Source organism: Fodinibius sp. GM21 (genome assembly GCF_058386955.1).
In genome coordinates this window covers 549073-562080 of record NZ_JBYEIQ010000002.1, presented here as the reverse complement: position 1 = coordinate 562080, position 13008 = coordinate 549073, and the positions used below count along the sequence as shown (strand labels likewise).

The 13008-nt window shown below is 43.6% G+C and carries 10 protein-coding genes; 6 read left to right on the top strand and 4 right to left on the bottom strand.

The features are described from left to right. Positions 1–22 precede the first annotated feature (22 nt). The 3 genes from ACT3IB_RS06370 to ACT3IB_RS06360 all read right to left on the bottom strand — a co-directional run bounded on the left by ACT3IB_RS06370 (position 23) and on the right by ACT3IB_RS06360 (position 2398). On the bottom strand, positions 23–763 hold the full coding sequence (locus ACT3IB_RS06370; RefSeq protein WP_491538168.1) for a uroporphyrinogen-III synthase: 741 nt from the start codon (positions 761–763) through the stop codon (positions 23–25). A gap of 108 nt (positions 764–871) precedes the next feature. Further along, positions 872–2014, bottom strand: a complete 1143-nt coding sequence (locus ACT3IB_RS06365; RefSeq protein WP_491538167.1) for a BamA/TamA family outer membrane protein — start codon at positions 2012–2014, stop codon at positions 872–874. A gap of 12 nt (positions 2015–2026) precedes the next feature. Beyond that, positions 2027–2398 carry a carboxymuconolactone decarboxylase family protein gene (locus ACT3IB_RS06360; RefSeq protein WP_491538166.1) on the bottom strand — a complete coding sequence of 124 codons (372 nt, stop codon included), beginning with the start codon at positions 2396–2398 and terminating at the stop codon, positions 2027–2029. Positions 2399–2501: 103 nt separating this feature from the next. Here ACT3IB_RS06360 and ACT3IB_RS06355 point away from each other — a divergent pair, with 103 nt between their 5' ends. From ACT3IB_RS06355 to ACT3IB_RS06335, 5 genes are all read left to right on the top strand, one after another. Then, complete coding sequence (locus ACT3IB_RS06355; RefSeq protein ID WP_491538165.1) at positions 2502–4001, top strand: hypothetical protein; 1500 nt, start codon at positions 2502–2504, stop codon at positions 3999–4001. Between the two features lie 150 nt (positions 4002–4151). Continuing rightward, a complete protein-coding gene (locus ACT3IB_RS06350; RefSeq protein ID WP_491538164.1) occupies positions 4152–5318 on the top strand; it encodes a DUF4856 domain-containing protein in 1167 nt (388 codons plus the stop codon). A gap of 62 nt (positions 5319–5380) precedes the next feature. Next, a complete protein-coding gene (locus ACT3IB_RS06345) occupies positions 5381–6481 on the top strand; it encodes an imelysin family protein (RefSeq protein WP_491538163.1) in 1101 nt (366 codons plus the stop codon). Positions 6482–6487: 6 nt separating this feature from the next. Next, on the top strand, positions 6488–7888 hold the full coding sequence (locus ACT3IB_RS06340; RefSeq protein WP_491538162.1) for an HTTM domain-containing protein: 1401 nt from the start codon (positions 6488–6490) through the stop codon (positions 7886–7888). After that, positions 7885–10365, top strand: a complete 2481-nt coding sequence (locus ACT3IB_RS06335) for a TonB-dependent receptor domain-containing protein (protein WP_491538161.1) — start codon at positions 7885–7887, stop codon at positions 10363–10365. Before ACT3IB_RS06340 ends, ACT3IB_RS06335 begins: the two co-directional genes overlap by 4 nt. A 60-nt stretch (positions 10366–10425) precedes the next feature. Here ACT3IB_RS06335 and ACT3IB_RS06330 read toward each other — a convergent pair whose 3' ends face one another. Next, positions 10426–11502, bottom strand: coding sequence for an extracellular solute-binding protein (locus ACT3IB_RS06330; protein ID WP_491538160.1), 1077 nt, complete (start codon positions 11500–11502; stop codon positions 10426–10428). Positions 11503–11629: 127 nt separating this feature from the next. Here ACT3IB_RS06330 and hemG point away from each other — a divergent pair, with 127 nt between their 5' ends. Next, complete coding sequence (hemG, locus tag ACT3IB_RS06325; RefSeq protein ID WP_491538159.1) at positions 11630–12988, top strand: protoporphyrinogen oxidase; 1359 nt, start codon at positions 11630–11632, stop codon at positions 12986–12988. Positions 12989–13008 lie beyond the last annotated feature (20 nt).

Sequence of the window (13008 nt, the reverse complement as noted above, 5' to 3'; positions counted from 1 at the left end):
GAGGATTTGCTACCACTATTGATTACAGTTCTTTTTCAATTATCTCAATAATAGAGCTCCAACTCCCCTCGGCCTGCTCATCAACCGTAATATCCTCTTTCCCCAGCTTATCAGTCACAGCCTGATCACCGGAAATAATATAAGAATCGCTAAAATTGGTATTTGGAAAAGCAGCCAACATTCGGTTTACTGAGCGGCGTGAGTGAAAGATCACAAACTCCGGTTGATGCGCCGCAAAGTCTTTTCGATACTCTTCCAATTTATTTTCTTCCGGCCCTTCTAGCGTAAACAACACTAATTCGTTAACCTCAATCTCCAACTCGCGAAGCAAAGCAGGCAGATCTTCCGCAGTTTTATCGCCACAGGGATATAGCGTTTTGCCGATGCGTTTAATCCGCAGCATAAATTCCAGCAGATTAATCGCCTTTCCCTCTGAATGTGGATGCACCGCCGGAATGCCCTGCTCTTCAAGATAATCTGCTGTATGTTGATTAAGTGCCAAATTCAGCTGATTTCGCGCTTCCTCCATCTTGTCAAACTCCTGCAAGCAGTCAACCCAAAACTGGGCATTCCGTTTACTGCCGTGAACGATGTTCTCATATTCTTCGATGTTTTCCAAAGCATCCAGAATATCTCCATTATCTTCCAGCGCTTCATAACGCTCCAAGGGATAATGTAAGACAGATACGGGTTTTTCCTCTAACCTATCTCGAAAAACTTCGGTGTCTTCCGGTGCGGCTGTTAACAAAACTGATCTGCTCATTATTAGTATACTTCTTAAAGCTTAAAATTACTGTACGGTGTTTAAAAATAAGATGAACACTGAGTCTAAAACGAACTCAGTACAATAAAACTCTTCTGTCTTAAAATCCTAAAACATATACCCTACGCCAATATAAATACGACTCACATCTTCAGAAAAGCCAATCTCTCCCCGCAAAATAAAATCAGGATTAAAAATAGACATCGCTCCACCGAATCCCAGGGTTTGATGGTATCCCTCCAACAAATCATTTATATCATCTGTTTCCGTAAATACACGTCCCGCATCCGTAAAAAGCTGACCACCAAACTTAAGGCCGTAAAACTCGGGAAACTTAAGCAACCACGTTCGTAATTCCAGCGTGTAGGCCAATGAGGTATTACCCTTAAAACGATTCAAAGGATAACCTCGGAGCGTTTTTTTATCCCCCAACGTAGATAATTCCCAATATGGCGTATCGCCCGTTGCATGACGCGCTTCCAGTCGATTTGCCACTGTAAGCCAATCAAATAGATGAAAATATTGTCGTAATTCTAATCGAGCTGTAGCTAAACCATAATTACCAATCCATTTGGGGGCCGCACGCAGTTCCAGCTCTGCCCTGTTTCCTCGCCGGGGATCAAACTCGCTATCGCGATTCTCCCAAATGAGTCCTGTATTCAAATTGTTAACCCAGCCGCCCTCACTTCCATTAGGCGTTTGCAGTGCAAAAGATGATTGGTCCTCATTTATATAGGGGATATGATATTCAGTAGCAGCTCCAAACTGTATATCAAGCTGCTTTCGCCCCTGCTCAAATATCGGTTTTCGTATCCGGTAATCCAGGCTAAATCCTATCGACCTGAAAAAATAGTAATCGTCTTCCCATCGCTCATCGGTAAACGTAGTCTCATTTCCAATCCCAAAAAACTGGTCCTGTGTATAGCGATAAAAATAAATATCTGCTATTGATCGAATTTCCCGACCGAACGCCCGGGTCTGCTCGTATCTTGCATTCACCTCAACAAATCCTTTGGTAGTCGCTATGCCCGACGTCTCCAACACATTATTAAACGGCCGTTGGTTTCCCCGGTAATCGTACCGACTAAAAATGAGTCCACCTAAAAACCCCTCATTAGAACTATAACCCAACGCCGGAACCAATGCAGTTGACACGGAATCCGGACCTACCCGGGAAGCTACCATCTGGGCCTTTCCCGAAGAACCTATCAGTAATATGAAGATAAATAATAGCGATGCGTAGCGAATCAAAACGATAATCTTTTAGGAATCAAGGTGACCTTCTTCTTCCAATATTTCGAGTGTTTCCACCGCATGCCGCAAATGGGGAATTACGATACTCCCTCCCACAACCAGCGCAACATTCAAGGCGTCCACAATTTCATCTTTGGTAAATCCACTTTTAGCACTTTGTTCCAGGTGATAATCGATGCAATCATTACAGCGAAGCACTGTCGAAGCCACTAATCCAAGTAGCTCTTTGGTTTGGGCCGGCAATGCACCCTCTTTATATGTGTTGTTATCGAGATTAAAAAAGCGTTTGATACCTAAATGATCAAGATCAAACACTTTGTCATTCGCTTCCTCGCGTTCCTTGCGAAATTGTTCCAGTCGGTTGCTTTCTATTTTGCTCATCCTTTTACTACATTCTGTTTGAAAAAAGACCTGTTAAGATACGACTTATTCTCAGGAAGTTTAATCATAATTCCAAGCCGGATGGCTAAGACTCCTTTTACCTGTGAGCAATAAAAATACACGTCCCAAACATAAACTTGTAGTGCTGGGTGACAGTGTCAGCCAAGGATTCCAAAATGGAGGGATTTACCGTACTGATCTCAACTTCCCTAATTTTTTACGTCAGTGCTGGGAACCTGAACCTGATTTTGAGCAGCCGCGATTTACCGCCCAAGCGGGAATCCCCCTCAATCTGGAGGTACTGGCGCGCGGTCTTTCTGATGAGTTCGGCAATTCGATCGAGTGGAATGAATACCTGCCAGCCATCAGCTATTTATACTCTACACTGCGGCGGGTAAAACGCTATTGGGAGGGAAAGATAAAGCCTCTGAAACAGGAACGCGATATGCCTTACCATAACCAGTCGATTTGGGGATTCGCGATGAATGATACTTGGATGATTACCGAACAACACAGCCGCGAATATATCAAAACCCAGCCTGAGACCTACTCGATCTTTGATATGCTTCCCGATCATGCCATGTATGTCACTGCCCGATTGGTTCTTAACCCTTCTTTCGATGAAAAATTCAGCCAATTTACCCAGCTCAACAACGTAGAATATTTACAAGAGAACGGTGGCATCGAGAATCTCATTATTTCAGCGGGACATAATAATGTTATCGGTGCAGCATCTGACCTAAAATATGAACTTTCCGAAAAAGGGGATTTAAATAAATTCCCTTCCAAACGCAACTATACCGTCTATCGCCCTGAACACTTTGAAGAAGAATACCGCAATCTGGCAGAAAGGGTAAGCAAAATCGGAGCTGAACGCGTTATCACCCAAACTATTCCTTATGTCACTATTCCTCCCGTTACCCGTGGGGTCAACGCAGATAAATCACGTGAAAGCCACACCGGTTACTTCGACTATTATACTCGCTTCTGGATTTGGGATGCCGACTTTGACCCCGACAAACACCCCCATCTTACCAAGGAACAGGCTATTTCGCTGGACCAACATGTGGATGAGTACAATACCATTATTAAAAATGTTGCAGATGAATATGGCTGGATTACTGTGCCCCTAAATCGGTATGTCAGCGGTATTGCACGACGAAGACTGGGGGGCAAAATGCGATTACCTTATCCCGAAGAATTCTGTAAAGCAATGAAACGAAATCCCGATACAAAACATCTTGTTGAGGATACAAATAATCCCAAATTGAGTACCGACTATCTACGTATTGATCGCGATTCAGAAAAAGTATACAAAGGAGGTATTTTCAGTCTGGATGGCATCCATCCTACCACTATCGGTTACGGGCTAATTGCGCATCTATATAAAGAAACCATGGAAAAGCACGGTATCGAATTTCAACGCTCGCTGGACTGGGACCATATCATAAAAAGCGATACGCTGGTAACAAATCCTCCCTACGTATTGGTTGAACTAAGAAAGTTCCTGCGCTTTCTGTCAATGGGTCGGCAAGAAAAACTATCGGTTGTTAGTAACAGCTTGCTCAATCAATTGATGGATACCTTTTCTGATCGGGACTAGTCTCGCTTACCCTTTTTCCAAAAATATTATCGGGGGTTCAGGTCATACCCAACAAGACTATTAAAAATTCGATTTTCTATTTAGAATTAGTCTATATAGTTATTATTTTCCCTCGCTAATTAGAACTAATATAAATAAATATTACCAAAAATGTTACGCACTGCACTATCCAGCCTCGTGTTACCTGCTCTGGCGGTATCACTTGTTATCTCCTCTTGTGATGTCCTCGATGGCAATAATGATGATTCAAACATTCAAGCTCCCGATACCTACGAATTTACCCGTAATGGAGAATCAACGGTCGCATATCCCGGTCAAAATGATCGACTGGACATGGTTGAAGAAATGAAGGCCTATATTGCTACAGCCAATGACGGCCAAATTATCACCGAACAAGCTCTAAATGATATGTTCGAAAACACGAATGGAGACGGAGGTGGTCACTTTTCGTTTACTTCAGATCGCGATCTAAAAAGCAAAACTTTTGCTCCCGACCTAGACAATAATCTTTTTGAAGGTATTTTTGCTGATGCTGCTGCTGCCAGTGAAAATGGCAACTCTGGTGTTCGGGCACAAAATGGTGTTGCAGGTCTTATTGAACGCGAAGAAAGCGGAAGCGATATTTTGGTAGATGCAAAAGGCCGTGAATTCACTCAACTAGTTGAGAAAGGGTTGATGGGGGCTGTTTTCTACAATCAAATTTTTAACGTGTATCTGACTGATGAACGTATCGGTCCCGATGTTGAAAACAGCGAAACTGAAGAAGGAGCAAACTATACTCCCAAAGAACACCACTTTGACGAAGCCTACGGCTATTTCAATGCTCCGGCAGATTTTGAATCAGGTTGGCCCGAGTCGCGTAACAATGAGCTTCGGTTCTGGAGCAAATACTCCAATGGCTCTGATGCACAACTTGGTTTTAATGACACCATCATGGATGCCTTTATTCTGGGAAGAACAGCTATCGTCAACGGCAACCAGGATGAACTTAATGACCAAGTTGATGAGCTGTATGAAAACCTGGAATTACTCTCAGCAGCAACGGCCGTTCACTATATCAACAGTACTCTTAGCCACCTTAATAGTGACAATACCGGAGAAGCTTTTCATGCACTTTCAGAAGCTTGGGCATTTGTCAATGCGTTGAAATACAGCCCCAATAGAAAGATCACCAACGATCAGGTTAACCAGATCATAAACACTGATTTTGGCGATAACGGGAACTTCTGGGAAGTGACCCCACAGGGATTGAACAATGCAAAGTCTACGCTTGTTGAAATTTATCCTGATCTCGATTCTGTTCAAGACCAGCTATAAGAATTACAATCATAGAACCGAATCCTTTCGAGGATTCGGTTCTCATTTAATTCAGCAATCTCATGATACACTTCCGAAACACTTTTATTGTTACGTTACTTTTGCTCTTTCTCGGGGCATGCGGCAGTAGTACATCATCTGATGAACAGCCAAATTTTGATCGGGCAGCTATGCTCGAGAATTACGGCAATAATATTATCCTACCGGCTTTTGAGTCACTGCAAACATCCGTTGATGACTTGCAGGTGGCAGCACAGGATTTTGAAACTGAACGCACGCCTCAGAACCTAGAAACCCTGCAAGAGGCGCTTAAAAATGCACGGTTAGTCTGGCAGGATGTAAGCCCCTTTCAATTTGGCCCTTCTGAAGCTGTTTTACTGCGGGCTTCGCTGAATACATATCCGGTTGATACCACAAAAGTTTCCGACAGGGTATCCAGCGGCGAATATTCGTTCGGTACCATAAACAATCGTGATGCAGCCGGCCTCCCTGCTCTTGGATATCTGCTGCACGGGGTAGGAGACACTGACGAAGAAATATTGGCAATGTATACTACTGACAAAGATGCTCAAAACCGCCTTGATTACCTACTTGATAATATCGCATTCATAAAAGAACAAGTCGATACAGCAACAAACGACTGGCAAGCTTCCGGTGGAGATTATATCGGCATGTTTTTAAGTGAAGAAAATGCCGGCACCGATGTGGGAAGTTCTTTAGGCATGCTCATCAACAGCTATGTCCGACATTACGAACGTTTCCTTCGGGATGGCAAAATTGGTATTCCGGCCGGCGTACGAAGTGCAGGAACTCCTCGTCCACTTGCTGTTGAAGCCTATTACAGCGGCTATTCCGTTGAATTGGCCTCAGCAAATTTACGGCAGGTAGAAAGAATCTTTACCGGCGGTGATAGTAGAGGACTGGACGATAACCTTGAAGCGCTCGGAGCCGGAGATCTGGCCAATGAAATACAAAATCAAATTGATGAAGCGCAGTCTGCACTCGAGGGACTTAACGATCCGCTTTCGCAGCAGATTGAAGAAAACAACGATCCCGTCTTAACCACTTTTGAAGATATACAACAGGCTGTAACGCTGGTCAAGGCAGATATGACTTCTATTCTGGGTATTACCATCACCTATCAAGATAACGACGGTGATTAACGACGAATGATTCCCGAGGCCATTAAAAAGCATATTACAGGAAGGGCTTCTATTGCCCCACTGGCGGTATTCCGTTTCCTTTTTGGATTCATCATGTTGGTAAGCATTATAAGATTTGCCGCCAACGGATGGATTTATGAGCTGTATATAAAACCTGACTACTTTTTTACTTTTTACGGCTTTGACTGGGTCACGCCGCTGGGTGAAACGGGCATGTACCTGTTATTTCTGGGGATGGGCTTGGCTGCCCTGTCCATCATGCTGGGCTATTTTTATCGCTTCGGTATCGTTTTCTTTTTCCTGGCTTTCACCTATGTCGAACTCATCGACAAAACAAACTACTTAAATCATTACTATTTTGTCAGCATCGTAAGTTTTCTGCTGATGTTCGTACCAGCCAACCGAAGCTTTTCCCTTGACGTCCTTCGCAAACCTTCGCTTCGACGTGAAAACGTACCCGCCTGGACAATTAACATCTTTAAACTGCAACTAGGACTTGTATACTTTTTTGCCGGCGTAGCCAAACTCAATCCCGACTGGCTTCTCAATGCCATGCCGCTCCAAATCTGGCTACCCGCAAATGCCGACCTCCCCATCGTCGGCCCCCTGCTTGAATATACGGTAAGCGCCTATATCTTCAGCTGGGCAGGTGCCTTTTACGATCTAACCATTGCCTTTTTTCTACTCTGGAAACGGACCCGAGTTCTGGCATACCTGGCTGTGATCGTTTTTCACATGTTCACGTGGTTCCTGTTTCAGATCGGGATGTTCCCGTTCATTATGATTTTGTGTACGCTCATTTTCTTTTCAGCGTCTTTCCATCAAAGAATTATTCGGTTCATATCCAGTGCTATAACCTATCTTCCGTTTTCCATGCCCGAAACCAAACCTGCTGAGAACAAAAAATTTCAGCTCACCAAAAGCACAAATAGTATTATAAGCGGTATCCTGATCATTCATTTTGTACTTCAGTTTTTAGTGCCGCTTCGCTTTATGCTCTATCCGGGTAATCTTTTCTGGACTGAACAAGGATTTCGCTTTTCATGGCGGGTTATGCTGATGGAAAAAGCAGGACATGCTACCTTTCATATCCGAAATCCCGAAACAGGGAACAAATGGCAGGTAAGGAACTGGGACTACCTCACACCAAACCAAGAAAAGGAGATGTCTACACGACCGGACATGATTCTGCAATTTGCCCATCATCTTGAAGACCAGTACCAGAAAAACTTTGGCTGGGATGTAATAATCACAGCAGAATCTCATGTCACATTAAACGGGCGGCGCAGCCAACCTTTAATTGATCCCAACGTAGATCTGACTGAGCAAGAACGCGGGTTTGCTCACAAAGACTGGATTCTACCCTTTAACGAGAAACAACAAAACTGGTTTAAGAATCTACAATGATGAAGCTTCGTGCAATACCCTTTTTACTTTGTTTGATCCTTTCCTTTTTTGATTTAGCATTTGCTCAAAGTTTTACTTTATCGGGTACCGTTACGGATGACAGTGGCGACCCTATTGAGGAGGTGAGCATCTATGTTTCTGAAAGCAACTCGGAAACCCAAGGAAAGCTGCCGATTCAATATCAATCCAAAACCTCTACCAATCAGCAGGGACAATATGTCATTCGTGACCTGACATCCGGCAAATATGTTGTAATCGCATATTATCCCGGCAAGCAAACACAAAGCAAAGCCGTAACTATAACAAGCGACACAGAAAAGAATTTTGAACTCCAGGGGTTTGAGAGTGAAATGGCAGAAGTTGTTGTAGACGCAAAACAACAGCAGCAAACAAGTGGAATCACTCGACTACAATCCGTTGAAGGAGTAACCATCAACGAGAGCAAAAAAAATGAAGTGCTCGTTCTTGAGGATATGGTTGTCAACAAGGCAACAAATAACAACCGGCAGATCTATTCTAAAGTGCCCGGTCTAAATATCTGGCAGAGCGGGGATGCCGGCATACAAACCAGCGTGGGCGGACGCGGGCTGAGTCCCAAACGCAATTCCAATTTCAACACACGACAAAACGGATACGATATCGCCGCTGATGCCCTCGGATATCCCGAGAGCTACTATACACCTCCTGTAGAAGCCTTAAAACGCATTGAGATCATTCGGGGTGCGGCTTCGCTACAATACGGAACACAGTTTGGCGGTATGCTAAACTTTGAGTTTAAGGACGGTCCCGAAGATACCCCCTTCAAGCTAAATACCAATCAATCTGTTGGTTCATTCGGATTATTTAATTCCTTTAACAGCGTGGGAGGTACAAAAGGTGACGTCAGCTATTATGGTTTTTACCAATATAAAACCAGTGATGGGTGGCGGCCGAATTCACAGCTGGATCAACATACCGCATATGTTTCCTTTGATCTCAATCTGAGCGAAAAGCTTACCTTGACGCCTGAGTACACCCACATGCATTATCTGGCGCAGCAGCCAGGCGGATTGACCGACGCCCAGTTTTACGATGATCCCAGCCAATCAAACCGGGAACGAAACTGGTTCAAAGTGAACTGGAATATTTTTGCCCTCGATGCAGATTACATCTTTAACAGTAAAACCAGAATCAATAGCCGCTTTTTTGGCCTGCTTGCCGGTCGTGATGCCCTTGGTAACCTGCAGCGTATAGATCGACTTGATTTCGGAGGAGAACGAGATTTGCTTAAAGATGACTTCCAAAACTGGGGCAACGAAACGCGGCTGATTCACCGGTATAATTTTCTTGATGGGATATCTGTTTTCTTGGCTGGCACCCGTTTTTATAACGGCTATACTCATCGCCGCCAAGGTAATGGTCCGGCCGGAAGTGAACCCCACTTTCGATATCTGAACCCTGCCAATCTCGAAGGGTCCGACTTTGATCTGCCCAGCCAAAACCGGTCCGTATTTGTCGAAAACATATTCAACATAACACCTAAGTTCAGCATAACACCCGGCCTGCGCTTTGAATATATTAAAACCGAAGCCGAAGGGTATTATCGCAACATCGTAAGAGATTTGGCCGGCAATATTCTGGTCGATGAACGCATTACCGAAGACCGCAGTCGAGAACGATCACTTGTACTGTTTGGTATCGGATCCAGTTACCGGCCAAGCAGTGAACTGGAAATCTACGGAAACTTCTCCCAGAACTATCGCGCTATGAATTTTAATGATATCCGCGTCGATGTCGGTAACCTGGAAGTAGATCCCAATATACAGGATGAGCGCGGCTATAATATCGACCTGGGGATTCGCGGGCAAATTGATGACCTCTTTCAATATGATGTCACTGCGTTTCACCTTTCTTATGAAGATCGGATCGGTACAGTTCTTCGCACCGAACCAAACCCAAAATTCAATGGCTTAATTGATCGGACTTTTCGGTACCGCACCAATATAGCTGATGCCAAAATCTACGGCATCGAATCATTTGCCGAGGCTAACCTGCTGAAACTTCTTAATCTTGATACTGATACCCGTCTCTCAGTTTTTACAAATCTCGCTCTGATTAACGCCACGTACAGTGAGTCTGATGAACCCGGCATTGAAGGTAATGACGTAGAGCTCGTTCCCCCTCTTAATTTCAAAACGGGACTCACCTTATCTAAAGGCGGTTTTGAAGCATCCTATCAATTTTCCTATGTAGCAGAACATTTCTCTGATGCTTCGAATGCTAGGCGTACTCCTACAGCTATTGAGGGCATTATTCCTTCTTATAAAGTGATGGATTTATCCGCTAAATACAGCTTTAGCCGATTTACGCTGGAAGGGGGCGTCAATAATCTGATGAATGAAAAGTATTTTACGCGACGAGCTACCGGCTATCCCGGTCCCGGTATTATTCCAGCCAAGATTCGCAATTTTTATGTATCCGTTGGCATAGAAATATAATCCATAAAAAAGCCCTGCCAAAAACTGGCAAGGCTTTTCAAACTCATTAGCAAAATTCTGCTAAATCAATCCTGCTTCACGAAGCATGTTTAAAGTCCCCTCTAACTGTTTAAGCTGTTCGTAATCATATTCTGGACTAAGCTCAAAAGCATCCTCAGCATCAAGCATATAATCCGGCAGCTCCACATCACGAATCACCGGATATTCGTGCACTGATTCTGCTGCAAACTTTTGTGCCTGCTGCGATAGCAAAAAGCTTAAAAACTGCTGGGCTTTTTCGGGATCCTCGGCCGTAGTAAGTTGTGCTGCACCGGTTACCATAGCCAAATTACCGACATCGCCTTCAGCAAAATGATATGTTTCTACCTTTGACCCAGCGTCAAAATCCCCGGCATCCATGGAAGTGTCCGAATCTGAATCCGTATCGGTATCTGAAGATTGATTTCCTGAACTTCCATATTTCATCCTTAAAATGTAATAATGATTGGTAAGTGCGATATCAATTTCACCACCGGCCAGGGCCTGCAGCATGGGCGTATTTGAGCTGTATGATTTAGGATTCAATTTCTTCATACCTTCCAGCCATTTCATGGCCACATCATCTCCTTGGATAAGACGCATGCTGGTCATAAAATCGTAAAAACTGGAATACGTTGGCGTCCATCCTATGCGTCCATCAAACTGTTCCAGTGATGGGATATCCATAACTGATTCGGGGAGATCTGCCTCGTCAACTTCATTGGAATTATAAGCCAATGTCCGAAATCGGACGGTCACCGGTATCCATTCTCCTGATGAAGAAGTATAAGAAGCCGGCTTTGATGTCAACGAATCGGGAAGCGAAACCAGTTTTCCTTCCTGAGAAGCATTCGCCAAAGCTCCGGTCGTATTAGCCCAGTAGATATCGGCCGGACTTTGATCACCTTCTTCACTCATCACAGCCAGAAGTTCAGCATCATTACCATAACGCACCTCAATGTTAATGCCGGTTTGCTCTTTAAAATCCTCTACCAAGGGATCAACCAATCCTTGACTTCGCCCTGAATATACAACCAATTCATCTTCGGTTGTATCTCCACATGAACTCAAGAAAAAAGCAGCAATTCCGACTGCCAGTACTTTTAATACATTTTTCATAATTATAAATCCTCAGTCTTCACTTGTCATTAATATTTTATTACTATCATTTTGGTGTAAGCAACCACACTGATCTTAATTAGATTAATTCTAATTAAGCTACAAAATGTATTGAATTTATGGTACAATGACCAATAAAAAACCATCTGTTGGCATACTTGGGGCAGGAATTTCGGGATTATCAGCAGCCTATAAATTATCTCAAAATAATATCAATGTAACGGTCTATGAAAAGGAGAACCAAGTAGGTGGAGCCATCAAAACCCATCAAGAAAATGGATGGTTGGTCGAAGAGGGACCCAACACGCTAATGGTCAAATCGAAGGAGGTTTGGAATCTTCTGGAGGAATTAAATCTTAAAAAAAGCAGTATCGAAGCGGGTAAAACTGCCAAAAAGAGATTCATCGTTAAACACAATCACCTTACTCCTCTACCAATGTCGCTGGGCAGTTTTTTGACAACCAGTCTCTTATCCTTGAGAGCAAAATTCAGATTACTCCAAGAGCCTTTTGTTTCACAATCAAATAAAGAGGATGAGTCCATTGCTGATTTTGTCACACGTCGTCTCGGCACCGAACCCCTGGATTATGCTGTAAATCCATTTGTATCCGGAATTTATGCCGGTGATCCTAAAAAGCTATCGGTTAAACACACCTTTGAACCGCTCTGGAATTTGGAACAGCAACACGGCAGTTTGTTCATGGGGATGTTCAAGCGTGATCTCAATAGCAATTCCCCAAGACGCGCCTTACTCTCTTTTGAAAAGGGGAATCAGCAATTACCAATAGCAATAGCTGATACTCTGAAGAAAGGGGTCCAAACCGAAACAGAAATACAGTCTGTCGTTAATAATAGTGAAAAATGGATTGTCAGGGGGCAACAAAACAACAATACTTTTACTGGTGAGCATGATATCATTATTTCAACGCTTCCGGCACATTCCCTCTCAACTTTGTTTAATAATTCTGTTTTCAAGCCGCTTGATAATCTGCCATATGCCCCCCTAAGTGTTGTAGCATTAGGCTTCTCTGATGAACAGATTGGTCATCCGCTTGATGGTTTTGGAATGCTTATTCCCGAAGCGGAAAACCGTAAAACATTGGGAGTGCTATTTTCATCCTCATTATTTCCCGGCAGAGCTCCTGAAAATCATCAACTGCTGACTTGTTTTATAGGTGGGGCGAGGAATCCGGAACTTGCGGAAAATAGCCAACAAAAGTTACAAAATACCGTTTTATCTGAAATTAGAGAGCTGCTGGATATCACCGGGGAACCAGTATTTTCGCATTACCGCTTTTGGCCCCAAACGATTCCCCAATATGAAGTGGGGTATGATCGATTTCTCAACCAGATAAACGAAGCCGAAAAACAACAAAAAGGTCTTTTTATCGAAGGCAACTTTCGAGGCGGCGTATCGGTACCCGACTGCATTTTATCGGGATTTGAAACGGCTAAAAAAGTTCAAACGTTTTTAAAAGGACAGTAACAATTTCCAAGAGTTTACAA

Bases quoted from the DNA above. Each gene is read 5' to 3' on its own strand.
- ACT3IB_RS06370 (WP_491538168.1), bottom strand. From the start codon at position 763: ATGAGCAGATCAGTTTTGTTAACAGCCGCACCGGAAGACACCGAAGTT.
- ACT3IB_RS06360 (WP_491538166.1), bottom strand. From the start codon at position 2,398: ATGAGCAAAATAGAAAGCAACCGACTGGAACAATTTCGCAAGGAACGC.
- ACT3IB_RS06350 (WP_491538164.1), top strand. From the start codon at position 4,152: ATGTTACGCACTGCACTATCCAGCCTCGTGTTACCTGCTCTGGCGGTA.
- ACT3IB_RS06345 (WP_491538163.1), top strand. From the start codon at position 5,381: ATGATACACTTCCGAAACACTTTTATTGTTACGTTACTTTTGCTCTTT.
- ACT3IB_RS06340 (WP_491538162.1), top strand. From the start codon at position 6,488: ATGATTCCCGAGGCCATTAAAAAGCATATTACAGGAAGGGCTTCTATT.
- ACT3IB_RS06335 (WP_491538161.1), top strand. From the start codon at position 7,885: ATGATGAAGCTTCGTGCAATACCCTTTTTACTTTGTTTGATCCTTTCC.
- ACT3IB_RS06330 (WP_491538160.1), bottom strand. From the start codon at position 11,502: ATGAAAAATGTATTAAAAGTACTGGCAGTCGGAATTGCTGCTTTTTTC.
- hemG (WP_491538159.1), top strand. From the start codon at position 11,630: ATGACCAATAAAAAACCATCTGTTGGCATACTTGGGGCAGGAATTTCG.